The sequence below is a fragment of the Streptomyces tamarix genome, assembly GCF_032423885.1.
In the GTDB taxonomy this organism is placed as follows: Bacteria; Actinomycetota; Actinomycetes; order Streptomycetales; family Streptomycetaceae; genus Streptomyces; species Streptomyces tamarix.
Map to the genome: position 1 here is coordinate 16,976 of NZ_JAWCTQ010000046.1, position 24,500 is coordinate 41,475.

Here is a 24,500-nt window from a genome sequence, read left to right on the forward strand (position 1 = left end):
GTGTGTGGGACGGGGCAGGACGTTGGGGAGTCGGCCCGACAGCGTGAGCGGTACGTGTCAGGTAGTGCGGTTCCGGGGCGGTGGCGCGGTCCGGCGTGGGGAGCGCCGGGGCCGGCCGACCCGGGTGGTCCGCCCCCGGCGGGGCGGGCGGGTCAGGGGGCGCCGAGGGCGGGGAGCACGACGGCGTCCACGTAGGCGGTGAGGAACGCCTGGTCGACCGGGCGGTCCTCGATGAAGGAACGGGCGACGACGGCGCCGATCATCATGTGCGGGACCAGGCCGAGCGCCGGGTTGTCGGCGGCGACCTCGCCCCGTTCCACGGCGCGGCGCAGGATCTGGTCGAGCCCGGTCACCTCGGGTTCGATCAGCAGCTCGCGCAGCGCCTCGTGGAGTTCGGGGTTCTCGCCGACGGCGTGGGCCAGGCCCCGCATCATCGCGGAGTCCTTCGCCATGCGGCAGTCGTCGGAGCTCCCGATGATCTCGTGGAAGTCCCCCCGGAGCGACCCGGTGTCGATTTCCGCGATGCGTACGGGCTTGTGGTGCCGCAGGGACTGGGCGACCAGCTCGGGCTTGCTCCCCCACTGGCGGTAGAGGGTGGCCTTGCTGGAGCGCGTGCGGGCGGCGATGGCGTCCATGGTGAGCCCGTCGTAGCCGACCTCCCCGAGGAGGTCGATGACGGTCTCGTACAGCTCCGACTCGCGTTCCGGGGTGAGTCTGCTGCGGGCCATGGGCGGTTCCATCCGAACGAAACGGTTTCGTACACCTCAAGCGTAAGGCGGGCCGCGAGCGAAACGAAACCGTTTCGTACGTGGGCTTCGTCACGAACACCAGGTCGATGCGCCGGTCGAGTTGCCGCGTTCCCGCCGCGCGGAAAGCATGAACGTGTGAGCAGTGACGGCGCGTACCTCCGGTATCCCCACGTCCACGACGACCTCCTCTGCTTCGCGGCCGAGGACGACCTGTGGCTCGCCCCGCTCGTCGCCGGGGGCGGATCCCCCGGCCGTGCCTGGCGGCTCACCGTCGACCGGACGAGAGTGGGGCACCCCCGCTTCTCGCCGGACGGGCGGCACATCGCGTACACGAGCTGGCGCAGCCTCGACCCGGAGATCCACCTCCTGCCGGTCGACGGCGGCCCGGCGCGGCGGCTGTCGTACTGGGGGTCGCTGGACACCCGCGTGTGCGGCTGGGACCCCGACGGCAACATCCTGGCCGTCGCGTCGCACGGGCAGCCGTTCTCGCACTTCTCGTGGGCGTACAAGGTGTCCGTCGACGGCAGCCCGGGCCGCCGCCTCCCGTGGGGGCCGTGCGCCGACATCCAGGTCGCCGACGTCGACGGGGAGCACCGCACGCTGCTGCTGACCGGGAAGCCGCCGCACGAGCCGGCCGCCTGGAAGCGGTACCGGGGCGGGGCGACCGGGCGGCTGTGGCTGCACGGCGAGCGGCTGTTGCCGGACCTCGGCGGCCACCTGGACTGTGCGATGTTCATGGGCGGGCGGATCGCGTTCCTCTCCGACCACGAGGGCGTCGGCAACCTCTACTCGTGCCTGCCCGACGGCTCCGACCTGCGGCGCCACACCGACCACGACGCGTTCTACGCCCGGCACGCCTCCTCCGACGGGCGCCGCGTCGTCTACCAGTGCGCCGGCGACCTGTGGATGGTGGACTCCCTGGCGCCCGACTCCCGGCCGCACAAGCTGGCGGTGCGGCTCGGCGGGCCGCGCGCCGGACGGCGCACCTACCAGGTGCCGGCCGCCCTGCACCTCCAGTCGGTGGCCGTCGACGAGACCGGGCGGGCCAGCGCCGTCTGCGTGCGCGGCAGCCTGTACTGGCTCACGCACCGCGACGGGCCGGCCCGGTCGATCGCCGACACGCCGGGGGTGCGGGTGCGGCTGCCGGAGATGCTGGACGGCGGGCGCGTCGCGTACGTGACGGACGCGGAGGGCGAGGACGCCGTCGAGATCGCGTACCTGCCGCGCGCCAGCGGCCAGCGGGAGCCGCGCCGGCTCGCCGCGGGGCGGCTGGGGCGCGTCCTGGAGATGGTCTCCGACCCGGACGGGGAACGGCTCGCCATCGCGTCGCACGACGGGCGGCTGCTGCTGCTGGACGTGTCGGAGGAGGCGGTGGAGGCGGCGGGCCCGGTGCGGACCGGCCGCCTGCGGCGGATCACCGACCCGGTGCGGCCGGAGGGCCCGGCCCGGCCGGAGGGCTCGGGCGGCCCGGCGGAGCCGGGGAGCTCGGGGGCGGCGGAGGGCTCGGCGGAGGCCGGTGGCCCTTCGGCGCCGGGCGACCCGGTGGCTTCGGCGGACCCGGAGGAACCGGGCGGCCTGGCGGACCCGGCGGCCTCGGCGGCCTCGGCGGACCCGGAGGAACCGGGCGGTCTGGCGGGACCGGCGGCCTCAGCGGACCCCACCGGTTCAGCCGACCTGGAGAACCCGGCAGCCTCAAACAGCCCGGAAGCCTCAGCCGACCAGGCAGGCCCGACAGCCTCAAGCGGCCCGGCGAGCCCAGCAGACTCAGACACCCCCACAGTCTCAACCGGCACAGCGGCCCCGGCCGACACGGCAACTTCGGCGGCCCCGGCCGACCCGGTGGACTCGGCCGGGGTGGTGACGGAGCTGATCCGCTCGGAGAACGGCCCCGTGCGCGACCTGGCGTTCTCCCCGGACGGGGCGTGGCTGACCTGGTCGCACCCGTTCATCGGCCGGTCGCTGCGGCAGATCAAGATGGCCCGCATCAAGGACCGCCTGGTCGTCGACGTGACCAACGGCCGCTTCGAGGACGAGAGCCCCGTGTTCACACGGGACGGCCGCTACCTGGCGTTCCTGTCGTGGCGCGGCTTCGACCCGGTGTACGACGTGCACACCGGCGACCTGTCCTTCCCGCTGGGCTGCCGCCCGTACCTCGTGCCGTTGGCGTCGACGACGCCGTCGCCGTTCGCGCTCTCCCCGGAGGGCCGCCCGGCGGCGGGCGGACTGGACCAGGGCGAGGAGGAACAGGCGGGCGACGGGACCGTGCTGGTCGAGGTGGAGGGCCTGGAGAGCCGGGTGACGCCGTTCCCGGTGGCCGCGTCGAAGTACTCGTCGCTGCACCCGGTAAGCGGGGGCGGGCTGGTGTGGTTGCGCTGGCCCATCTCGGGTGCGCTCGGCGAGACGTTCGTCAACCCGTCGGACCCGTCGGAGCGGCCGACGCTGGAGCACTTCAACCTCACCAAGGCGCGCAAGACGGAGCTGGTCGCGCACCTGGACTGGTTCGCGGTGAGCGGCGACGGGACGCGGCTCGTCGTGGTCGACGAGGGCGAGCTGCGGGCCCAGCCCGCGAACGAGACGGGCGACCCCGACACGACGGTGTACGTGGACGCCCGACGCATCCGGCACGAGGTGGACCCGGGCGCCGAGTGGCGGCAGGCGTACGACGAGGCGGGCCGCATCACGCGCGCGCACTTCTGGGAGCCGGGCATGGCCGGCATCGACTGGGACGGCGTCCTGGACCAGTACCGGCCGCTCGTCGAGCGGGTCGCGTCGCCCGACGAGTTCGCCGACCTGCTGCGGGAGGTCCTCGGCGAGCTGGGCACCTCGCACGCGTACGTCACGCCCGCGCGGCGCAACGAGGGCCCGCCGCACTACCAGCGCGCGATGGGGCTGCTCGGCGCGAACCTGGTGTGCCGGGACGGGAAGTGGGTCGTCAAGCGGATCCTGCCGGGCGACTCGTCGGACTCCAAGGCGCGTTCGCCGCTGGCCGGTACGGGCATCCGGGAGGGCGCGGTCCTCACGCACGTGGACGGGCGGCCGGTGGACCCGGTGACCGGGCCGTACCCGCTGCTCTCGGCGGCGGGCGGGACGACGGTGGAGCTGACGTTCGGCCCGGCGGACGGGGAGGCGGGCCGGCCGCGGCGCGTGGCGGTCGTGCCGCTGGTCGACGAGCGTCCGCTGCGGTACCAGGACTGGGTGGCCAAGCGCCGCGAGGTCGTGCGGGAGTTGAGCGACGGCCGGTGCGGGTACCTGCACATCCCCGACATGGGCGGCTCCGGGTGGGCGCAGTTCAACCGGGACCTGCGGCTGGAGGTGTCGCGGCCGGCGCTCATCGTGGACGTGCGCGGCAACGCGGGCGGGCACATCAGCGAGCTGGTCGTCGAGAAGCTGACGCGCCGGATCCTGGGCTGGGACCTCACGCGGAACGCCCAGCCGGTGTCGTACGCGTCGAACTCGCCGCGCGGGCCGGTCGTCGCGCTCGCGGACGAGGCCACGTCGTCGGACGGCGACATGATCACGGCGGTGTTCAAGCTGCAGGGCCTCGGCCCGGTCGTCGGGCAGCGCACCTGGGGCGGCGTCGTCGGCATGACGGGCCGCCACCGGCTGGGCGACGGCACGGTGATCACGGTCCCGATGAACGCGGCCTGGTTCGAGGCGTACGGGTGGGACGTGGAGAACCACGGCGTGGAGCCGGACATCGAGATCGAACGCACCCCGCTGGACTGGGCGGAGGGCCGCCACCGCCAGCTCGCGGACGCGGTCGACCTGGCGCTGGGGCTCCTGAAGAAGCACCCCCCGTCGAGCCCCCCGGACTACTCGGCCACCCCGAACCTCTCCCGCCCGCCGCTGCCGCCGCGACCGTAGGCGCCCGGCACCCGCCCTGCCCACCCGGGCGCCCGCCGCACCTACTGGGACCTGGTCCCCACCGCCGTGCGCAGTCCGACCACGGGGGCGGTCACCTCGGCGGAGCACCGCCGGTTCTGCGACGCCCACGGCTTCGACGTGACGGAGTGGCCCGGCTACGGGACCCTCGCCGGCATCCGTGAACCGCGCACGGTGAGTTGCGCGGTGCGGCACGCGGCGGGCAACCCGGACTGGGCCGGTCAGGCCCGACACCGGGTCGACTGTCTGCGCGGACGCCACGGCCCGCGGCCCTGGATGTGGAGGGGCATCCCGTGACCGGGCCCTCCACCGGAGCCGCATGACCGGTGTCACCGGCGCGCCGGTGGCCTGTTCACCCCGTACGGCCGGGAGTTCGGGGCGGCACGGCGACGGCACGGTGCGTGACGGGCGCGGCGCGGGGCGGGTCCTCCGGGGGGCCGGGGGTCCCGGGCCGGGCGGCTTCGCGGGGGGCGGGGTCCGGGCGCCGTCCGCGTGGGGCGGTCGCCTGTCCGTCCGGCGCTTCCCGAGCGGGCCCCGCGCCGGGTCCGGGTGGCTCGTACGCGCGTGTGCCCCGGGCGGGTGGGGCCGTCCGGGGCACAGCGGAAGGGGTGGCGGGGTCAGATGTCGTCGTCCACCGCGCCCTGCCTGTCGCGCGTCGTGTCGTCCTGCGTGCGCTGCTTGCCCTGCTGCTTGCCCTTGCGCTGCTGCATGCGCTGCTGCGCCTCGTCCTTCACGCCCTGCGCGCGCTGCTTGCCCTGCTGCTGCAACTGCTCGGCCTTTTCCTTGAACTGGTCAGAGATGCCCATACCGGGTTTCACTCCTACACGGGGTGGGGGGACGCGGAGCCGTGACCGGCCCCGCGTCGACCAGCCTGGCACGAGCGGACACGCCGCGCATTTCGATCAGTTACGCTCCGCACGCGCCCGCTCGTCGGCGGCGCCGCCCGCGCCCACCAGCCCCTTCGGCACACCGGCCAGCCGGGGCTCGAAGCGCCGCATCTCGCGCCGGCCCACCGCCGTGATGACCCCCGGCAGGTAGCCCCGTACGGACTGCATGCCGCGCAGCCACCACTGGGCGTACACGTGGGCCGAGCGTCGCTCTATGCCCGCGACGATCCGGTCGACGGCCGGGCCCAGCGGGTACGTGCGGTTCGCCGGCCACGGCAGCCGCTGCCGCAGCTCCCGCATGACGTCGTCCTGGTCGGCGCCGCGCACCATGTCGGTGTCCGTCCACGACAGGTAGCCCACCCCGACCCGCACGCCCCGGTGGGCGACCTCGGTGCGCAGGCAGTGCGCGAACGCCTCCACACCCGACTTGGACGCGCAGTACGCCGTCATCATCGGCGCCGGTGTGACGGCGGCGAGCGACGCGATCTGGAGGAAGTACCCGCGGCTCTCCAACAGGACGGGCAGGAAGGCCCGCCCGGTGACGGCGCCGCCGACGAGGTTGACCTCGATGACGCGCCGCCACGCGACCGGGTCGGAGTCCGCGAACGGGCCGCCCGTCGCCACGCCGGCGTTGGCGACGACGACGTCCACCTTGCCGAAGCGTTCCTTCACCTCGTACGCGACCCGCGCCATCGTCTCGTGGTCGGTGACGTCCGCGTGCCACCAGTCGCTCTCGGTGTGCAGCCGCTCCGAGACCCGCTTCAGCTCGTCCGGTTCGAGCCCCACGAGCGCGACCCGCGCTCCGCGCGCGGAGAGCTTGCGCGCCAGCAGTTCGCCGACGCCGCGCGCGCCCCCCGTGACGACGGCGACCTGACCTTCCAGGCTGACCCTGCTCATACGGCTTCCTCTTCCCTCTCGTCGTCACGCCCGGTGTCGTTGCGGCCGGCATCACCGCGGCCGGTGTCACCGCGGCCGGCGTCGTCACCTCCGGTGCCGTCGCCGAGGTACGTCGCGGACAGTTCGCGCAGGCGCGCCGTGACGGCCTCGGGCGCCTCGACGGGTGTCATGTGCCCGATGCCGGGCAGCACGTCGAGGCCGACGCACCGCGGCAGGGCGGCGGCGAGCGCGCGAGCGTGGACCGGTGGGGTGAGCCGGTCGGCGGCGCCCGCGACGACCGCGGTGGGCACGTCCAGGGCGCGCACGTCGGCCTCCAGGTCCAGCCCGGCGAGCACCTGCGACCAGGCGACGCGCACGGCGCGCGGGCAGGCGTGCACGATGCGGGCGCACTCCGCGACCCGGTCGGGCGCCGAACCGGGGCCCATCGTGGCGTACTTGAGGATCGCCTTCGACACGGGCGTGACCGGCCCGAGGGGGGCGCGGGCGCCGAGGACCGCGCCGGTGATCCGGGTGCGCAGGGCGCCGGCGCGCAGCGGTACGACGAGGGACTCGGGGACCAGCCGGGACGCGCCGGTGCTGCACAGCAGGACGGCGGCGGCGTGGGCGCGCAGGGCGGGGCGCCCGGCGGCGGCCATCAGCGTCATGCCGCCCATGGAGTGCCCGGCCAGGACGGCCTTCTCGCCGGGGGCGAGCGTGGTGGTGAGGACCGCCTCCAGGTCGTCGGCGAGGGCGCGCGTCGAGTAGCCGGAGGGGCCGGCGGCGGGCGGGGTGGCGCCGTGGCCGCGCTGGTCGTAGACGACGACGCGGTGGTCGGTGGCGAGGTCCCGCACCTGGGCGGTCCAGAAGTCGGTGGAGCAGGTCCAGCCGTGGGCCAGGACGACGGCGGGGGCGCCCTCGGGGCCGTACACCTCGACGTGCAGGGCCTGGCCGTCGGCGGAGGTGGCGGTCAGGGTGCGCGGGGTGGCCGCCGCGTACGGGGTGGGGTTCACGCCGCGGCCTCCTCACGGCCGCGCGGGGCCCGCCCCGAGGGGGCCGTGCCGGCCCTCCCGGGCGCCCGCACCACCTCGTACTCGCCGAGGTCCACGCTCCGCGTCGCGCGCCGGAACTCGGCCGTGGTGCCCGGCCACAGCGTGGTGTTGCGGCCGTTGGCGTCGAGGTACCAACTGTCGCAGCCGCCGGACTTCCACACGGTGCGCTCCATCCGCGCCTGGACGCGCCGGTTCCACGCGGCGACGGCGGACGGACGGGGGGCGAGGGCCCGGCCCGCGCCGAGGAGGTCCAGCCGGCGCAGGAAGTCGGCCATGTAGTTCAGTTGGGACTCGATCATGAGGATCATCGAGGAGTTCCCGAGCCCGGTGTTGGGGCCGATGATCGTCATCCAGTTGGGGAACCCGGCGGCGGTCGCGCCGCGCAGCGCCTCCATGCCGTCCTTCCACGCCTCCGCGAGCGTGACGCCCTCGGCGCCGACGACGCGGTCGGCTATCGGCATGTCCGTGACGTGGAAGCCCGTGCCGAAGACGATCGCGTCGACCTCGGCCTCGGAGCCGTCCGCGCCGACGGCGGTCCGGCCGCGCACCTCGGTCAGTCCGGCGGCGACGACGTCGACGTTGGGGCGGGCGAGGGCCGGATAGTAGTCGTTGGAGAGCAGGATGCGCTTGCAGCCGATCCGGTACGACGGGGTCAGCTTGGCGCGCAGGGCGGGGTCCTTCACGGCGCGGTGCATGTTGGCCTTGGCGAGCGCCTCGACCAGGCCCAGCGCCTCCGGCCGCTTGGTGAACGCGCCGACCTGGAGCTCGCGGATCCCCCACAGCAGGCCCCGGCGGGCCTTGCCGGTGAACGGGAGCTGCCGGTGGAGCCAGCGCTCGGCGCCGGTGACGGCGCGGTCGACGCGCGGCATGACCCACGGCGGGGTGCGCTGGAAGAGGGTGAGGCGGCCGACCTCCGGCTGGATGGCGGGGACGATCTGGATGGCGGAGGCGCCGGTGCCGATCATCGCGACGCGCTTGCCGGTCAGGTCGTAGTCGTGGTCCCAGCGGGCGGAGTGGAAGACCTTGCCGCCCGCCTCGCGGAAGCCGTCGAGGCCCGGCACGTCGGGGATCTTGGGGTCGGACAGCGGCCCGGTCGCGGAGACGACCACGTCGGCGGTGAGGGTGCCCCGCGAGGTCTCGATCTCCCAGTGCACGGCGTCCGCGTCCCAGCGCGCCGTCAGCACCTCGTGCCCCAGGCGCAGGTGGGGCCGGAGCCCGAAGGTGTCGGTGACGCGCTCCAGGTACGCGCGGATGTGCGGTTGCCCGGAGAAGGTGCGGGGCCAGTCGGGGTTGGGCGCGAACGAGAACGAGTACAGGTGCGACGGGACGTCGCAGGCGCAGCCGGGGTAGCTGTTGTCGCGCCAGGTGCCGCCGACCGCGTCGGACCGCTCCAGGACGACGAAGTCGGTGATCCCCTCGCGGCGCAGCCGGACGGCGGCACCGAGGCCGCCGAAGCCGGATCCGATCACCGCCACTCGTACGTGTTCGCGCGCGTGGTCGCTCATGCCGCCTCCCAAGACTCTGCCAGCAATCACTGGCACTTTCCGGAGGGTAGAGCAGCTCCCTACCCGGCGGTAGAGGGCGGGGCGAGGAAGTTACCCCTGGTACGTCTATAGGCTTGCCGGCGTGGCGAACGAGGGTGAGGACCGTGAATACCGCATGGAGGAACTGGCCGAAGCGGCCGGCATCACCCCCCGGACGCTCCGCTTCTACCGCGAGCGCGGGCTGATACCGCCCCCGCGCCGCGAGGGCCGCATCGCCTGGTACGGCCCCCACCACCTGGCCCGGCTGCGCACCATCGCGGCGCTGCTGGAGCGCGGCCACACCCTCAACGGCATCGCGGACCTGGCCGCCGCCTTCGAGAGCGGCCGGGACGTGGGCGAGGTGCTGGGCCTCGGGGAGCCCACGGAGGAGGAGCCCGTACGGCTCACCCCGGAGCAGTTGGCCGACCACTTCGGCGACCAGGTCAGCGCCGAGAACTTCGCCGCCGCCCTCGACCTGGGCTACCTCGCGACGGACGGCGAGGAGATCGTCCACGTCAGCCGCCGACTGCTGGAGGTGTCGTCCGCGTTGGTGCGGGAGGGCGTCCCGCTGGCGGCGGTGCTCGGCGCCGCCCGCGACGTGCGCGTCCACGCGGACGCCCTCGCGAAGCTGTTCACGGACCTGCTCCACACCCACGCGCGCGACGAGGACGCGCACCGGCTGCGCCCGCTCGCCAAGAGCGTGGTGGACGCGGAGCTGTCGATGGCGCTGGACCGCCGCCTGCGCGGGAGCGACGAGGCGCGCGACGGCGCGGCGCGGGGAGCTTAGGCGCCCCCGGAAGGGCCCGCGGGGTGCCGCGGGAGGGCCCGCGGGGTGCCGTTTCCCCTGGAGAGACGGCCGCGGCGCGGGACCGGCGGGCCGGGGCCGGCTGGGCGGGCCTGCGGGCCGGAACCTGCGGGCCGGGCCGGCGACAAGGGACCGGCGGGGTGGCCGGCACCGGACGGGACGCGCCGGTACGCCACGCCGGTGGAGCCGTCCGCCGGCATCCGCGCCGCCCCGGACGGGACGCGCCCGTGCCGGACGAGCCGTACCCGCGCCCGCGCCGGGCGAGCCGTACCCGCGCCGGACGAGCCGTACCGGTGCCGGACGGGCCCCGTACCGGCCCCGCCGCGCGGGGTTCGGGCGGCCGGCCGGCGCCTACAGCAGCAGGACCATGACCGCGACCGCGAAGGCCAGCGTCAGCGCCGCGTACAGGTTGACCTTCCACTTGGGGATCACGTGCTCCTCGCCGCGCCGGGCCTTCTCCGCGTACGTCCGTACGTCCGGCCTGATGGCGACGAGCAGGAGGGCCACCGAGAGGAGGGCGACGGAGAAGATGACCAGGGCCTCCTTCTCCGCGTGGCCCCGCAGTCGGCCGTGCCCGAGGACGGCGAGCGCTCCGAGGGCGGGCGCCACCAGCGAGTACGCCGCGCCCTTCCCGCTCCTGAGGCAGAAGTAGAACGCCGCCGGGACCAGCGCGGAGACGGCGAACGCCACGATCCACCACTGCCCGACCGTCAAGCGTTCCGCGACCACGTCCTGTCTCCCGTCCTTCCGGTGGCTGCCGCCGGGCGGGTGGCGACCGGTGCGGTGCCACCCGCCCCTCCTGCGGCGGTTTTCCGGGATTACTGCCCGGTCAGCTCCAGTTCAGCCATCCGATGGCCGCCGTGGCGGTGTCCTCCAGGAAGCCGGACACCTTCGTGCCGACCTCGTCCGCGACCCCCTTCAGGCCCTCGACCCTCTTGGAGGCCCAACTGAGGGCGCGGCCCTTGCCGAAGAACAGGGCGCTCAGCGCGAACGTGCCCACGGACGTGTTGAAGGCGCTGCTCCCCCAGCCGGCGGAGAACCCGGTGGCGATGACGTTCACGCCGCCGGCCAGCAGGGAGACCCCTCCCGCGACGACCGAGACCCCGCCGAGGAACGCCGCGACGGGCTGGCCCCCCGGGATCATCGCGGCGATCAGCGCCGCGCCACCGGCGGCTGCGGAGATCGTCCCGGCGACGGTGCTGACGCGGCCGGACCAGGTCGCCCACTGGTCCGCGGTCAGGCCGAGGAACTCGCCGTCCTTCTCGGCCTTGTTCGTGTCGTTGTCGGGCGTGTCGGCCGGGTTGGTGCCGTTCTGCTGGTTCTCCCGGGCCCTGCGCGCCGCTTCGGCCGCCGCGGCGGCCATCTCCTGCTGCCGCTTCTGCTGCACGATGCGGCGCGCGTCGCTGGCCGCCGCCGCGGCGGCCCGGGCGTCCTGGCCCGCCTGCGTCGCCGCGGCGCGCGCCTGCGCCGCGGACCGGGCCGCCGATGCGGCCGATGCCTGGGCCCGGGCGGCGGAGGCGTAGGCCTGGTTCGCGGAGTAGTTCGCGGTGCGGGCCGCGGTGCGCGCCACGGCCGCCGCCTCCTTGGCCCGGCTCGCGGAGGCCGCGGCCTTGGCGGCCCACGCGTCGGCCGCCGCGGCGTTGTCCCGGGCCTCCTTGGCCGCGTTCGCCGCGGCGGTGGCGTACCCCTGGGCCTTGGCCGCCCAGTTCGACGCCTCCTCGGCCGCCTTCCGGGCCTCCGCCGCCGCCTTGGAGGCGTACGCGGCGTCCTCCAGGGCCTTCTGCGCGATCTGGGCGGCGTGCGCGATGGAGGCCCGGATCGCCGCGACGTGGGCTTCGGCGTCCTGGTCGAGGCGGGCGACGTTGTACTGGTCGTGCGCGATGAAGGACCGCCGCATCAGGGCGGACCCCTCCAGCACGACCTTCGCCGCGGACTGGAGGTAGGCGCCACCGGTGTTGAGGATCTTGAAGATCTCGACGGTGTCGTCTTCCTTGAGCGCCTCGGCGTACTCCGTGCTCAGGAAGCGGAACAGCGCCTCCGGGCTGCCGTCGTTGAGAGCGGCCTCCGCCTTGGCCTTCACCGCCGGGCCGGGGTTCTGGCTCAGGATCTTGAAGACGGTGACGCGGTTCTCGGTGGCGGCCGCCTCGGTCATGCCCTGCGCGAGGAAGCGGCTGGCCGCGCCGGTGTCCTGGCTCTCCAGGGCCCGCTGCGCCGCCGCCGCGATGTCCGGGGCGGCCACCTCGGCGACGGCGAGGACGGTCTCCTGGTCGTCCTGCTGCTGGGCCGCGAGCCGGTCGGCGTCAATCCAGTTGAGGACGTCGTAGTCGCTGCCGGCGAGGGCGAACTCGGCCGCCTCGCGGGTCCAGGTGCCGTGGCTGTCCAGGAGCTTGACCGCCGCCTTGCGCCCCAGCTCCACGGCCCGGGCGTCGTCTCCGGCGGCGAGGGCGCTCTGGGCCTGCTCGATGAGGTCGGTGGTCTCCTGCGACGTCTGCTCGCTCTGGGTCCGCTGCCGGGTGAGCCGCTCCAGGGCCTCCTTCTCCTGGGCGGCCTTGAGCCGTGCGGCGACGATGCCGACCTCGGTGTCCTGCTGGATCCGTTCGGCTTCCGCCTCGCGGGCCGCCGCCTCGACCTCCTGCGCCTTCTTCACCGCGTCGGCGGCGGCGGTGGCGGCCTTGTAGGCGGCGTCGGCGTAGGCGGTGGAACGCTTGGCGTACTCGATGGCCTGCCCGGCGTACTTGGCCGCTTCCTCGGCCGCGGCGGCGGCCGCGTCGGCGTGGTCGGCCGCGGAGTTGGCGGCCCGGTGGGCCTCGGCCGCGGCGGCTGCGGACGTGTTGGCCAGGCGCTGGGACAGGGCCGCGGCGCTGCTGGCGCGGGCCGCCTGCGCGTTGGCCTCCGCGGCGGCCTCGCGGGCGCGGCGGGCCTGGTCGGTGGCGGCACCGGCGGCGGCGGCCGCGTCGGCGGAGGCGTTGGCGGCCGCGGCGGCGTTGCCCGCCGCGGAGGCCGCCGCGGCACCGGCGGTGGCGGCCTGCGAGGAGGCGATGGACGCCTGCTGCGCGGCCGCCGCGGCGGTGCGCGCCTTGGCTGCCGCGTCGCGGGCGCCCTGGGCGGCCTGGCGTGCCGCGGACGCCTTCGAGGCGTCGGCGGACGCGGCGATGGCCGCGTTGTAGGCGCGGGAGGCCGCCCGGCCCGCCTGCGCCGCCGCCGCGGCGGCGGCCTGGGCCGCCCGTGCGGCACGCTGCGAGGCGGACTGCGCGGCGCGGGAGGCGCTGATCGCGGTCTGCGCCGCCCTGGCCGCGCCGCGTGCGGCGTCGGCGGCCTTGTCGGCGGCCTTCGCCGACTTGCGGACGTCCTGCTGCGCGGCCTTCGCCTCGGCGGCGGCCGTGAGGGCGGCTTCCTTCGCCTTCTCCGCCGCCTCCTTGGCCTGGTTGGAGGCGGCTACGGCCTTGTCCGTCTTGAGCTTGGCCTGCTTGCCCTCGCGTTCGACGATCGCCACGAGCTGGTCGATGGTGGCGGTTTCCTCGTCGCGGGCGCGGGCGATGTGCTGACCCGTGGTCAGGAACCAGTGGATGGCCTTCGGCGAGCCGTCGGAGAGCGCGCGTTCGGCGTACTTCTTCACCTCGGGCGAGGCGGTGGCGAGGATGGTGAAGACCTCGGCCCGCTCGTCCTCGTCCTGGGCGGTGTACCGGGTCTCGTTGAGGAAGGTCTCCAGCGCTTCCCGCGTGTCCGTCTCCAGTGCCGCGGAGGCTTCCCGCTTCACGGCCCTGCCGCCGCTGTTCATGACGCGGAAGACCTCGACCCGCAGGTCGGTCTGGAGCGACGCCTGGTAGCCGTCCTTCAGGAACGCGGCGATCGCCTCGTCGCCGCCGGCCAACGCCTGCTGCGCGGACGCCTGGACCGACCTGCCCGCCCAGGCGAGGCCCTGGAACACGGCGAAACGGTTGTCCTCGGCCTGGGCCTGGGCGTATCCACCGTTCAGGAACGCCGCGATCTGGGCGTCACCGCCGGCCAGCGCGGCGGCGGCGGCCTCGCGCACGGAACGGCCACCGATGCGGAAGGCCCACACGGCCCGGGCGCGGTCGGTGTCCGGCAGCCGGTCGGGTATGCCGGTGACGCCGTCCGCCGCGCGCGCGGGGGTGGCGGCCAGGGTGAGGACGCCGGGCAGCGCGGGAGCCGCGGTCACCGCGGCCAGGGTGGTGAGAAGGCGTCGTCTGCTCCACAGGGTGGGTGGCATGACCTGGGTCCTTTCGTGACGAAGACGAGGGATTCGGTAAGCACGACGGCGATGTGGCACGGGCCCGGGTGCCGTAGGCGCGCGCGCCGAAGCGGCACCGGACGGCGGTGCCGGGCGGAGTCCCGGGCGGGGGTCCCGCGGTGGGCGGGCCGCCCTGTCCCGGCCCGTACGCGGTGGCGAACCCGCCGGAAGCGCCGGGCGGGAGGGCGTCGCCGCCCGGGGCGACCCGGCGGCCGGTGTCCCCGGGGACGCCGGGCGGGAAGGACCTGCGCGCGGTTCCGGAGCCGAAGCCGGTCGGAGCGGCATCGGCGGCAGCGGTCAGCCCACCGAAGCGGTCGCCCTGCACTCCAGCCCCTTCCAGCGTCAAACGGCAGGGAGTTGACGGGCTTTCCGCTCGTCACGCCGGATCTGCCCTGCCGGATTCCGGCCCCCCTGCGGCCTTCCCCAAGAGATCACTCCAGCAGCCCCCCGCCCGTGAAGGCAAGGAGGAAATGAACGACATGAACGACACTCGAAGAACGAGATCGTGAGCCTCGCCACACCAGCGGAATGGTTGTACGGGGTTCCCTATCGATCGCATTACGAAATGGCCGGGAAGTGGAGGGAGTTGGTCCACTTCTTCGGCCCTCCGGCTCGCCCGACGACCGCCGGGGCGGGACCGAACACCCGGCGGAACCCCCGGCCACCGGCGCAGATGCCGGGACGGGGACCGGGGTTGGGGCCGGGGTCGAGGTCAGGGGCGGGACCGTGCGGCCGGGGTCGGGGTCAGGGACGGGACCGGAACCGGGACCGTACGGCCGGGGACGGGGCCGAAACCGGAACCGGGACCGTGCGGCCGGGGTCAGGGGCGAGGCCGGGACCGGAACCGTACGGCCGGCGCGTCGGCGAGCGCCGTCGGCGGGGGCGCCGTCAGCGGGCGGGTCGCGGACGCGGGGAAAGGTCCCACCAGCGGGCCTTGTAGATGCCGCCGCCCGGCAGGCGGTACGCGCCCGCGGGGCGGTGGACGGCCGCGGTCGTCGTCCACCAGGGTTCCGCCAGGCCCCGCTCCGGGGCGGTCGACAGGATCCGGCCGGTCCGGGGCTCGTCGCCCACGGCCTTCACGCGGGGGCGGCTCACGGCGGCGGCGCCCGGGTAGTCCCGGACGAAGGCGCGGCGGCTCTTGACGTACTGGTACACGGCCGTGCCGGTGCTCACCCACAGCCGGTCCGGGTGCCGCGCGACCTGGCCCAGGTCGTGGCCGCCCCGGTCGGGCAGCGGCACCTCGTCCACCCGTCGCAGCACGGGCCGCCCGCCCCGGCTGCCCGGGCGCAGCGCCACGAGCCGGTCGCCGCCGAGGGCCCACAGGACTCCGCGCCGCTCGTCCCACTCCAGCCCGTGCGCGTCGTCCAGTGCGAACGCCGCGTACCGCCCGCCGGGCGGCGGCTCGTACAGCCGGACCACGTCCCCGGTGCTGCCCGCGACCGCGACGGAGCCGTCCGGGAGCAGTTCGGCGCTGTGCGGGTTGATCCGGGTGGTGCCGGGCGCGAGGGCGGCGGCCCAGTAGCGGTCGCCGGACGGGTACGCGACGACGGCCGCGAAGCCGTACGAGGCGGTGGTCAGCAGGTAGGTGCGGCCCCGCCAGCGCCGGGGCTTCGCCTCGTCGGGGTGCACCCAACTGCGCTCGGGCGCCAGGTCGGCGTACCTGGGGTCCCCCACGGGCGAGAACGCCCACCGCTCGGCCGCCGGGCCCCACACCCGCCGCCCCCCGTCGAACACGACGACCCGCCGCGACGCCTGCTCGGTCACGACGACGTCGGAGGCACCAAAAGCGCCGGGAGCACCGGCGGTACTGGGGACACCGGCAGCACCGGGGGAACCCGAGGCACCGGCGGTACCGAAGGCACCCGAGGCACCCGGAGGGACGGAGGAGGCCCCGGAGGCGAGGGCGACGAGCGCGGCGAGAGTCACGGGGAGAGTCGCGGAGAGCACCCCGCCACGCTGCCACCGGCCGCCGCCCGGGCGGACACGACGCGCGCGCCCGCCGCCCCCGCCCGCGCCACATCGGCCCGTACGGCCCAGGGCCGCGGCTCCCGGGGCGCTACGCGGCGATGGCCAGGCGGCGCTGGATCGGGGGGACTTCCTCCTCCAGCGTCTCCGACGCCTCCAGGCCGAACGCCGCCTGCGGGTTCTCCTGCACCAGGCGGAGCCAGTCGCCGACCGTGGACTCCTGCGGCACGGTGACGATGCGCGCCGGCCCCAGGGGCGCGCGCGTGGACAGCACGGTGGCCATGAACTGGTCCGTCGCCGTGATGAGGATGACGTCGTGCCCGAAGCTCGACACGTGCTCCATCACCCCGCGGGCGGGTTCGTCCGGGTCGGCGACCACCACGGCGTGGGCCCCCCGCCCGTCCGTCGTGTGGGCGACCCCCGCCAGGAACTCCATGAACCCCGGGATGTGCTTGTTCCGGAGCTCCTCGACCACCTTGTCGCGCCCCGCTTCGAAGCCGGGCGTCCCGGCGGCCGTGAAGTTGAGGGTCACGGAGACCGCGTTGGCCAGCGCCGCGTCGATCTCGGCCATCTCGGCGCGCGTGGGGTACGCGGCCCCGTCGTCGAGGCCGTGCGCGGCGAGCCACCGGTTGACCTCGCTCCACAGCCAGGCCCGTGACCTGCCCACGGTCCCCTCGGCGGCGGGGAAGGGCTCCCCGTGCGCCTTGCGGTCGCCGGCGATCCACTGGCTGACGTTCTGCCGCGAGCGCCCCGTCCGCTCGGCGATCTCGTGGACGCCGACCAGGTCGCGGTCCAGTCGGCACACCCGCAGTTGCGGCGCCGCCGCGCGGGCGGCGGAGACGGCGGTCAGCGCCGCTTCGAGGGCGGACGCCCCGGAACCGGTCATGCTCAGCAGGTCCACGCCCCCGGCCCGGGCCAACAACGCGTCGCAGTTCTCCAGCAAGGCGTCAACGGCAGCCTGGTCGTCCACGTCCACGCCGGAGACGACAAAGGTGAAGTCGTAGTCCATGTTGGCCCCCTAGTCCTTCACCACAGTCGCAGAGCTGTTGACATTCGTCAACAGACAAAAGGGGTTAAATATGGACAAATATTCTTTGTCTAGTCGCGCGACCGTCCGGTGAGGCTACGGTTCGGCGCGTCCGACGGGAGCGGGCAGCGGGAGGCCAGGCGGTCGATCCTGCGCGCGTGGGCCCCGTCGTCGCGGGGCGACCCGGAGACCGGGATGGTGGTGCACGCGGCCCCGCACGGGCAGTACAGCTTGCCCCAGTGGCCCTCCTTGCACAGCTTCCAGCCGCGCTCGGCCCACCTTTCCAGGACCCGGCGGACCTCCTTCCTCGGATGGTCGGAGGGGTTGAGGTCGCGACCTACCATCCGGCCACCGCCCCCGCTCGCGGGTGGCCGCCACGCGATATCCGCCGCCCCCACGGGAGCAGGGACCTACAACCCGCACCAGAGCGAGGCGGGGGGTGAACAAGTACCACGGGGGTTCGCGCTCCTCCAGTGCCGGCCGCGCGAGGAACGGGACTCCCCGCGAGCAAGATCACTTACGTGACGGAGTGGTGACACTCAGCCACCAGTACGATACTCCAGATGGGGGACCCCACGTCATCGCCACGACCATCGGCGTTCCACCTTACGGTGGGCACCGCCTTGTGACCGGCACCAGTTGACGCGCCGTCGCATCGACAGCCGTCCGCCCGCACCACCACTCGGCCGATCGTCCCGCCGCGCGACCCGATCGGGAACACCCGCCGCGTCCATCGAGCCGACGGGCTGCCGGCCGTGCCCGGCCGGGCGTACTTTCGGAGCCATGGCTACTGAGCACCTGGGTGACCGCATCGGGAAGCTGCGACGGCTGGCCGACCTCACGCAGGAGGGCCTGGCCGAACGGTCCGGGGTCTCCGTGGACGTGATCCGGAAGCTGGAGCAGCACAGGAAGCACAGCGCCCGCCTGCCCACCCTGCACGCGCTGGCCAAGGGGCTCGGCGTGGAACTGACCGCCCTGCTGGGCGACCCTCCGGGCGTGCCGTCGAGCGGCGACGCCGACCCGCCGCAACTGGTCGCCGTCCGGCGGGCGATCATGCCGCCGCTGTTCGCGCCACCGGTCGAACCCACGGGCCCCGAGAAGGTGACGCTGCCCCTCCTGCGTGCCGAGCTGGCCGACGCCTGGACGCTGTACCACGCCGCCGACTTCACCCGCCTCACCGGACTGCTGCCCGGCGTCCTCGCGGATGCCCGGCTGCTGGCGGCTGCGGGAACCGCCGATCAACGGGCGGCGGGACAGGCCGCGCTCGGAAAGGCCCTCCAACTCGCCGGCCACCTGGCCATCCGACTGGGCAAGACCGACCTCGCCCTGGCCGCTCTGGAGCGCGCCCACAGCGCCGCCGGGCAGTCGTCGGACCCGCTGCTCGCCCCGATGATCGCCAACTCCGTCGCCTGGGCGTACCAGCGGCAGGCGCGGCTGGACGACGCGCGCCGCCTCGCCGTGCACGCCGCCGACGGCGTGGCCCGTGAACAGCCGGGCACCGCGGAGGGCATCCGCGTCTGGGGCGGCCTCCTCATGTCAGCCGCCACGTCCTACGCGCGCGGCGACGACTACGCGACCGCCAACGACCTGATGGTGGAGGCCGAGCGGGCCGCCGGCCGCCTGTCGACGCTGCCCCCGCCCGAGGACGGCAGGCTCGTGTCGGTCTTCAGTCGCTCGTCGGTCCGCATCGAACGGGTGCGCCTCGCGGTGCAGCACGAACGACCCGAGGAGGCATTGACCCTGGCCAGGGGCATAAGGATCAGCGGCGACACTCCCCCGTCGTGGCGGACCTGGCTGCTGCTGGACCTGGCGCGCGCCCACACCGACCTGGGCGACGCCGCCGGGGCCGTACGGACACTGGAGCGGCTGCGCCGCGTCGCCCCGGGGTGGATGCGGCACCACACCCTGGCCATCGCGATCGTCAGCGACCTGTGGAACGGCCCTGCCCGACCCCCCGGCCTGCGCCGACTCGCCGAGCACCTGGGGGTCACCGAGTAGCGCGCGAAAGTAGGACGTTCCGTCCCTGGGCCGGGGTGAGCGTCGGCGGCACGCTGCTGACATGACCGAACCGACGCGTTACGACCCCCGACCGGTGGAACCACCCGTGTGGCCCGAGCGGGAGCCGGCCCCGGTTGCGGGGTGCGCCCGGTGTGCCGGGCTCGCCGCCTCCCGGGCCCGGGCGCGCGACCGGGGGGACATGTCGGCCGTCACCGACTGCAACGTCCTCCTCCGACGGCACCGGGACGCACACCCATGACCCACCCGACAGACCCCGGCAACCCCGCCGCCGACGAACGCCCCCTGCTGACCCTCCGGGTGTCACGCGACGGCGGACGCACCTGGAACACGACAGCGGTCGTCCACCGGACCGAGAACCTCACCCCACTCCCGTCCTCCGTATGGCCCCCCTGCACCTGCCCCCGGTGCACACCGGACGGCCCCGCCGAAAAAGCAGGTCACGGACCGTAGACCACCGTCACCGGCGCATGGTCCGACCAACGGGCCGCATGGACCTCGGCACGCTCCACCCGGGCCTTCAGCGCACGGGACGCCAGGCCCGGGGTGGCGATGTGGTAGTCGATGCGCCAGCCCGCGTCGTTGTCGAAGGCACGGCCCCGGTAGGACCACCACGAGTACGGGCCCTCCTGGTCGGGGTGGAGGGCGCGGACCACATCGACGTACGCCACCTCGTCGAGGACGCGGCCGAACCAGGCCCGCTCCTCGGGGAGGAAGCCGGAGTTCTTGCGGTTGGCCCGCCAGTTCTTCAGGTCGGCCTCCTGGTGGGCGATGTTCCAGTCGCCGCACACGAGGACCTCGCGGCCGTCCGCCGCCGCGCGCTCCCTCAGCTCCTTCAGGTACGGCAGGAAGGCGTCCATGAAGCGGACCTTCTCGTCCTGGCGCTCCGTGCCGACCTCACCGGACGGCAGGTAGAGGCTGGCGACCGTGAGGCCCGGCAGGTCGGCCTCCAGGTACCGGCCGGACGCGTCGAACTCTTCCACCCCGAAGCCGACCCGCACCGCGTCCGGCTCGCGCCGCGTGTAGAGGGACACGCCCGCGCGGCCCTTGGCGGCGGCCGGCGCGTGGAACGCGTACCAGCCCTCGGGCGCCCGGACCTCCTCGGGGAGCTGGGTCTCCTCGGCCCGTACCTCCTGGAGGCAGAGCACGTCGGCGGCCGTCCCGGCCAGCCACTCCACGAACCCCTTCTTGGCGGCGGCGCGGAGGCCGTTGACATTGACGGTCGTCACAGTGAGCATCCCGGCACAATACGACAGTCCCGATACGCGGCCCGCCGCCCCACCACGCATAGAAGTACGATACTCCGCATGATTATACGACCCAGGCCGTTCGACCACCCCGACGCCGTCAAGCTCAACGACGAAGTGCAGCTCGAATACGCCGAGCGGTACGACGGCGACGGTGACGAGACCCCCCTCGACCCGTCCATGTTCCGGCCGCCGCGCGGCCTCTACCTGTTGGCGTACGACGAGCGGGAGCGCCCGGTCGCGACGGGCGGCTGGCGCTCGATGGACGAGAACGGCGAGGGGTACGCGGACGGCGACGCCGAGCTGAAGCGGATGTACGTCGTCCGCGAGGCGCGCGGCCAGGGCCTGGCCCGGCGCGTCCTGGCCCGTTTGGAGGAGGACGCCCGCGCGGCGGGGCGACGGCGGATGGTCCTGGAGACGGGGACCAAGCAGCCGGAGGCCATCGCACTGTACCTGTCCAGCGGCTACGAGCCCTGCGAGAGGTTCGGCCTGTACCGCCATCACGAGGACAGCCGCTGTTTCGCGAAACTGTTGATGGGTCAGTAAAGAGATAGTGACGCGCTGCTGACCTTCCCGTCAGGGCCGTGGCACTCCACCAGAAGCGGCTCGACCGGTACCGCGATCCGCACCCATCCCTTCGTCCCCCCCACCACCCCCTGCCCGGGTGGCCGTCAGCGACCGCCCGGGCACGGCAGAAGGAGACATGTGTGAGACGCCATCGCTCGCCCGTTGCCGCCCTGCTCAGCACGGCAGCCCTCCTCACCGGCGCCCTCCTGGCCGGCGCCCTGACCGCCGCCGCTCCGGCGGTCGCCGCGCCCGGTCCCCCCGACGACACCGGCACGGCGGCCACCGCCCAGGCCGCCGTCCGGGACGTACCGGCCGCCGAGCGGCAGGGCGCGGCCGAGTTCTGGACCGCCGAGCGGATGCGCGGCGCCACCCCGCTCGACCTGCACCCCACCCCCGCCCAACTGGACGGGGCCAAGGCGCCCGAGCCGGGCGGCAAACCGACGACCGTCGCCCCGACCGCCGCCCCGGCCACCGCTTCCGAAGGGGCCGTCGGCCCCCTCGCGTTCCCGCAGGCCGGTGCCCCCTGGACGGGCGGCGGCGCGGTCGTGAAGACGGTCGGACGGGTGTTCTTCACCTTCCAGGGCAATGCCGCGTCCTGCTCCGGCAACGCCGTGACCAGCCAGAACCAGTCCACCGTCATGACGGCCGGGCACTGCGTGAAGTACCAGGGAAGCTGGCACACCGACTGGGTCTTCGTCCCCGGGTACGACAACGGACAGGCCCCCTACGGGCAGTGGCCCGCGACCAAGACGCTCACCACGCCGCAGTGGGAGGCGAGCGAGGACCTCAACTACGACATCGGCGCCGCCGTCGTCGCCCCGCTGAACGGCCAGAGGCTGACGGCCGTCACCGGCGCGCAGGGCATCCAGTTCAACAGCGGCTACAACAAGCCGATGTACGCCTTCGGCTACCCGGCGGCCGCCCCGTACGACGGGTCCAGGCTGATCTACTGCAGCGGGAACTCCTCCAGGGACTTCCTCTTCACGCAGGACCACAGCCTCGCCTGCAACATGACCGGCGGATCCAGCGGCGGCCCCTGGTTCACCGGCTTCAGCGAGGCGACCGGGACCGGACTCCAGGTGTCGGTGAACAGCTTCGGGTACACGTTCATGCCGAACCGCATGTTCGGTCCGTACTTCGGCAACGAGGCGCAGGCGCTGTACAACACGGCGCAGACCTCCTGACACACGAGGGCCGGTCACGGCCCGTGTGACCCGTGGCCCGTTCCCGACCGGGGGGACGGGCCACTCCCGCGTCCGGGACCGCACGGCCCCCCGGTCGAAGGTCGGCCCTGGTTCACTGGGCGGTCCCGGCCACAGGGCGGGACCCGGCCGGTGTCGCTCCCGGACCGGGTGTCACTCTCGAACCGGGTGCCGCTTCCGGACCGGGTGTCACTTCCGGCCCGGGTGTCACTTCCGGACCGGGCCGGGTGACACGCCCACACCTGACCGGGCGACACGCCCACACCTGACCGGGTGACAGGCCCGCATCTGATCGGGCGACACGCCCGCATCTGATCGGGCGACACGCCCAAGTCCGGCCGGGTGACACGCCCGGACCCGGCCGGGCCTCACGTCCGAATCCGGCCGGGCGTCACCTCTGAGCCCGGCCGGGCGTCACGCCCGGGCCGGGTCCGCGGCCGGTACGGCGTCGTCGAGGACGTGCCGCAGGAGCCGTACGCGCTCGACGGCGTCGGGGGCCGCGAGGAGGGCGGCGAGGACGGCGATGCGGGCCTGCCCGGCGCGCAGCGTCCCGGTGGGGACGGCGCCCGCGGCGACGAGGTCGACGGCACCGCCGTGCGTGTAGATCTGGGAGACGGGCCCGGCCGGCACGCGCGTGGTGAGGGCGACCAGGACGCCCCGCGCGGTGGCCCCGGCGACGGCGGAGACGATCTCGGGCGTAGCGTTGCCGGCGCCGGTGGCGACGAGGACGAGGCCCTGCGCGCCGGCGTCGACGGCGGCGTTCAGCAGCACCGGGTCACCGTCGGCGTGGTGCATCACCATGTCGACGCGCGGCGGCGTGCCGGGCAGGTCGGGCAGGGGCAGCGGGGCGGGCCGCTCGGGGCGGCGCAGGACGGAGACCTTGCCGAAGCCGATGTTGCCGAGGCGGATGCCGGAGGGGTCCGCGAAGGCGTCGGCGTCGAGCGTGTGCGCCTTGACCGTGCCGCGCGCGGCGTGGAGCTTGCCGTCGAAGGCGATCAGGACGCCCAGTCCGCGGCAGCGCGCGGCGGTGAGCAGGGCGTCGTGGAGGTTGCGCGGCCCGTCGCCGTCCTCGGAGTCGAGGGGGAGCTGGGCGCCGGTGAACACGACGGGGCGCGGGTCGTGGTGGTGGAGGTCGACGAGGAACGCCGACTCCTCCAGCGTGTCGGTGCCGTGGGTGACGACGACGCCGTCGACGCCGGGGTCCGCCAGGACCTCGTGCACCGTGCGCAGCAGGGTGAGCTGGTGGACGGTGGTGAGGCGGGGGCTGTTGACGCTGAACAGGTCGACGACCTCGACGGTGACGCCCTCCGGCACGGCGGCGGTCGCCATGACCTCCCGCCCGTGCGCCTCGGCGGCGAACCCGGACCCCTGCCAGCGGCTCGCTATCGTCCCGCCGGTGCTGATCACGACGATCCGTCCCACGCTGTCCCGCCCTCTCCTCACGTCTCACGCAAAACACCCGAAAGAGCAATGATAGGAGAGTACGAACGCAATAAGATCGCTCATTTCTCCACCTACCCCCGTCCCTGTGGTGGATAATTGCGCCATGGACGCGATCGACCGCGCTATCTTGCGCGAGCTCCAGAAGGACGGCCGGCTGAGCAACCAGGAGCTGGCCGCGCGGGTCGGCCTGACCCCGTCCCCCTGCATGCGCCGGGTGCGCCAGTTGGAGCAGGACGGCGTGATCCAGGGCTACCGGGCGGTGATCGACCCGGAGGCGGTGAACCGGGGCTTCGAGGTGCTGGTCTCCATCGAGGTGGAGCGGGACCGCGAGGTGGTGGAGGCGTTCGAGGCGGCGCTCCAGGACATCCCGGACGTCATCGAGGCGTACCGGCTGTTCGGCAGCCCGGGGTGCCTGCTGCGGATCGCGGTCGCGGACCTGCGCGCGTACGAGCGACTGTGGATCGAGAAGCTGACCGCCCTGACGGGGGTCACGGAGGTCAACTCCCAGATCATCATGAAGCGCGTGAAGGAACCGACGGGCCTGCCCGTCGCCCCCTGACCGTCAGCGGCGGCTGCGCCGGGCCTCGCGCACGAAGTGCCGTACGAACGCGAAGACGCCCCACGCGAGCAGCACGTTCACCAGCGCGCCGCCCGCGTACTGCACCAAGGGGTCGAAGGGCCCCGCGGTCTCGTCCGAGAGGTCCACCTCGCCGGGAGACGAGAACAGCAGGTGGGCGGTGATGAAGGCGACGACGACCAGGGTCGAACCGGGGAAGGCGACCAGGGCCAGGAACCCGCCCCACCCCTCGGGGCTCCCGGCAACGCCGTAGGCGAGCGCGAACGCGGCGACGAGCCCGGTGTAACCGGCCGCCACGAGGGGGGCCTTGCCCCGGCGGCGCGCGGGGTCCGTCTGTGTCATCAGGGGCTTTCCGTCTCTCTGGAGGGCGGCCGGGCCGGTTCGGGCACGCGACGGACCTGCGCCTCCACGAAGGGACCGAGGGGCCGCCGGA

Annotated in this window: 20 protein-coding genes; 7 read left to right on the top strand and 13 right to left on the bottom strand. The window is 74.3% G+C overall.

What is annotated here, in order from left to right:
- Nucleotides 1-152: 152 nt before the first annotated feature.
- Entirely contained in the window at nt 153-728 is a 576-nt protein-coding gene (locus tag RND61_RS27105) for a TetR/AcrR family transcriptional regulator (protein ID WP_315880746.1), read from the bottom strand.
- 156 nt (nt 729-884) lie between these two features.
- Between RND61_RS27105 and RND61_RS27110 the strand changes: the two genes are divergently transcribed.
- Nucleotides 885-4,613 carry a S41 family peptidase gene (locus RND61_RS27110; protein ID WP_315880747.1) on the top strand — a complete coding sequence of 1,243 codons (3,729 nt, stop codon included), beginning with the start codon at nt 885-887 and terminating at the stop codon, nt 4,611-4,613.
- 66 nt (nt 4,614-4,679) lie between these two features.
- Nucleotides 4,680-4,928 (top strand): hypothetical protein, encoded by a 249-nt coding sequence (locus RND61_RS27115; protein WP_315880748.1) that lies wholly within the window; start codon nt 4,680-4,682, stop codon nt 4,926-4,928.
- Between the two features lie 320 nt (nt 4,929-5,248).
- Here RND61_RS27115 and RND61_RS27120 read toward each other — a convergent pair whose 3' ends face one another.
- From RND61_RS27120 to RND61_RS27135, 4 genes are all read right to left on the bottom strand, one after another.
- Nucleotides 5,249-5,437 (bottom strand): hypothetical protein, encoded by a 189-nt coding sequence (locus RND61_RS27120; RefSeq protein WP_315880749.1) that lies wholly within the window; start codon nt 5,435-5,437, stop codon nt 5,249-5,251.
- A gap of 96 nt (nt 5,438-5,533) precedes the next feature.
- Nucleotides 5,534-6,415 (bottom strand): SDR family oxidoreductase, encoded by an 882-nt coding sequence (locus RND61_RS27125; protein ID WP_315880750.1) that lies wholly within the window; start codon nt 6,413-6,415, stop codon nt 5,534-5,536.
- Nucleotides 6,412-7,404, bottom strand: a complete 993-nt coding sequence (locus RND61_RS27130) for an alpha/beta fold hydrolase (protein WP_315880751.1) — start codon at nt 7,402-7,404, stop codon at nt 6,412-6,414. Before RND61_RS27130 ends, RND61_RS27125 begins: the two co-directional genes overlap by 4 nt.
- Nucleotides 7,401-8,948, bottom strand: a complete 1,548-nt coding sequence (locus RND61_RS27135) for a flavin-containing monooxygenase (RefSeq protein ID WP_315880752.1) — start codon at nt 8,946-8,948, stop codon at nt 7,401-7,403. Before RND61_RS27135 ends, RND61_RS27130 begins: the two co-directional genes overlap by 4 nt.
- A gap of 154 nt (nt 8,949-9,102) precedes the next feature.
- On the opposite strand from RND61_RS27135, the gene RND61_RS27140 reads away from it, so the two are divergent.
- On the top strand, nt 9,103-9,753 hold the full coding sequence (locus RND61_RS27140) for a MerR family transcriptional regulator (RefSeq protein WP_315880782.1): 651 nt from the start codon (nt 9,103-9,105) through the stop codon (nt 9,751-9,753).
- A gap of 369 nt (nt 9,754-10,122) precedes the next feature.
- Here RND61_RS27140 and RND61_RS27145 read toward each other — a convergent pair whose 3' ends face one another.
- From RND61_RS27145 to RND61_RS27165, 5 genes are all read right to left on the bottom strand, one after another.
- Nucleotides 10,123-10,500 (bottom strand): hypothetical protein, encoded by a 378-nt coding sequence (locus RND61_RS27145; RefSeq protein ID WP_315880753.1) that lies wholly within the window; start codon nt 10,498-10,500, stop codon nt 10,123-10,125.
- A gap of 100 nt (nt 10,501-10,600) precedes the next feature.
- Complete coding sequence (locus RND61_RS27150) at nt 10,601-14,002, bottom strand: ALF repeat-containing protein (RefSeq protein ID WP_315880754.1); 3,402 nt, start codon at nt 14,000-14,002, stop codon at nt 10,601-10,603.
- A gap of 909 nt (nt 14,003-14,911) precedes the next feature.
- A complete protein-coding gene (locus tag RND61_RS27155; protein WP_315880755.1) occupies nt 14,912-15,787 on the bottom strand; it encodes a DUF6528 family protein in 876 nt (291 codons plus the stop codon).
- Nucleotides 15,788-16,079: 292 nt separating this feature from the next.
- Complete coding sequence (locus RND61_RS27160; protein WP_315880756.1) at nt 16,080-16,997, bottom strand: helix-turn-helix transcriptional regulator; 918 nt, start codon at nt 16,995-16,997, stop codon at nt 16,080-16,082.
- A gap of 89 nt (nt 16,998-17,086) precedes the next feature.
- Complete coding sequence (locus RND61_RS27165; RefSeq protein WP_315880757.1) at nt 17,087-17,359, bottom strand: hypothetical protein; 273 nt, start codon at nt 17,357-17,359, stop codon at nt 17,087-17,089.
- 439 nt (nt 17,360-17,798) lie between these two features.
- Between RND61_RS27165 and RND61_RS27170 the strand changes: the two genes are divergently transcribed.
- A complete protein-coding gene (locus RND61_RS27170) occupies nt 17,799-19,013 on the top strand; it encodes a helix-turn-helix domain-containing protein (RefSeq protein ID WP_315880758.1) in 1,215 nt (404 codons plus the stop codon).
- Nucleotides 19,014-19,471: 458 nt separating this feature from the next.
- Here RND61_RS27170 and RND61_RS27180 read toward each other — a convergent pair whose 3' ends face one another.
- Entirely contained in the window at nt 19,472-20,269 is a 798-nt protein-coding gene (locus tag RND61_RS27180; protein ID WP_315880760.1) for an exodeoxyribonuclease III, read from the bottom strand.
- A 69-nt stretch (nt 20,270-20,338) separates the two neighbouring features.
- Between RND61_RS27180 and RND61_RS27185 the strand changes: the two genes are divergently transcribed.
- Nucleotides 20,339-20,824: a GNAT family N-acetyltransferase gene (locus tag RND61_RS27185; RefSeq protein ID WP_315880761.1), complete on the top strand. Its 486-nt coding sequence runs from the start codon at nt 20,339-20,341 to the stop codon at nt 20,822-20,824.
- Between the two features lie 161 nt (nt 20,825-20,985).
- A complete protein-coding gene (locus tag RND61_RS27190; RefSeq protein WP_315880762.1) occupies nt 20,986-22,029 on the top strand; it encodes a trypsin-like serine peptidase in 1,044 nt (347 codons plus the stop codon).
- Nucleotides 22,030-22,461: 432 nt separating this feature from the next.
- Here RND61_RS27190 and RND61_RS27195 read toward each other — a convergent pair whose 3' ends face one another.
- The gene (locus RND61_RS27195; protein WP_315880763.1) at nt 22,462-23,469 is read right to left on the bottom strand and encodes an asparaginase; all 1,008 of its coding nucleotides are present in this window, start codon (nt 23,467-23,469) and stop codon (nt 22,462-22,464) included.
- Between the two features lie 124 nt (nt 23,470-23,593).
- Between RND61_RS27195 and RND61_RS27200 the strand changes: the two genes are divergently transcribed.
- Complete coding sequence (locus tag RND61_RS27200; protein WP_315880764.1) at nt 23,594-24,049, top strand: Lrp/AsnC family transcriptional regulator; 456 nt, start codon at nt 23,594-23,596, stop codon at nt 24,047-24,049.
- 3 nt (nt 24,050-24,052) lie between these two features.
- Here the strand turns inward: RND61_RS27200 and RND61_RS27205 are convergent, their stop codons facing one another.
- Nucleotides 24,053-24,409: a hypothetical protein gene (locus RND61_RS27205; protein WP_315880765.1), complete on the bottom strand. Its 357-nt coding sequence runs from the start codon at nt 24,407-24,409 to the stop codon at nt 24,053-24,055.
- Nucleotides 24,410-24,500 lie beyond the last annotated feature (91 nt).

Coding starts and splice junctions, on each gene's coding strand:
- RND61_RS27105 (WP_315880746.1), bottom strand. CDS start 728: ATGGCCCGCAGCAGACTCACCCCGGAACGCGAGTCGGAGCTGTACGAG.
- RND61_RS27120 (WP_315880749.1), bottom strand. CDS start 5,437: ATGGGCATCTCTGACCAGTTCAAGGAAAAGGCCGAGCAGTTGCAGCAG.
- RND61_RS27125 (WP_315880750.1), bottom strand. CDS start 6,415: ATGAGCAGGGTCAGCCTGGAAGGTCAGGTCGCCGTCGTCACGGGGGGC.
- RND61_RS27135 (WP_315880752.1), bottom strand. CDS start 8,948: ATGAGCGACCACGCGCGCGAACACGTACGAGTGGCGGTGATCGGATCC.
- RND61_RS27140 (WP_315880782.1), top strand. CDS start 9,103: ATGGAGGAACTGGCCGAAGCGGCCGGCATCACCCCCCGGACGCTCCGC.
- RND61_RS27150 (WP_315880754.1), bottom strand. CDS start 14,002: ATGCCACCCACCCTGTGGAGCAGACGACGCCTTCTCACCACCCTGGCC.
- RND61_RS27160 (WP_315880756.1), bottom strand. CDS start 16,997: ATGGACTACGACTTCACCTTTGTCGTCTCCGGCGTGGACGTGGACGAC.
- RND61_RS27165 (WP_315880757.1), bottom strand. CDS start 17,359: ATGGTAGGTCGCGACCTCAACCCCTCCGACCATCCGAGGAAGGAGGTC.
- RND61_RS27170 (WP_315880758.1), top strand. CDS start 17,799: ATGGCTACTGAGCACCTGGGTGACCGCATCGGGAAGCTGCGACGGCTG.
- RND61_RS27180 (WP_315880760.1), bottom strand. CDS start 20,269: ATGCTCACTGTGACGACCGTCAATGTCAACGGCCTCCGCGCCGCCGCC.
- RND61_RS27185 (WP_315880761.1), top strand. CDS start 20,339: ATGATTATACGACCCAGGCCGTTCGACCACCCCGACGCCGTCAAGCTC.
- RND61_RS27200 (WP_315880764.1), top strand. CDS start 23,594: ATGGACGCGATCGACCGCGCTATCTTGCGCGAGCTCCAGAAGGACGGC.
- RND61_RS27205 (WP_315880765.1), bottom strand. CDS start 24,409: ATGACACAGACGGACCCCGCGCGCCGCCGGGGCAAGGCCCCCCTCGTG.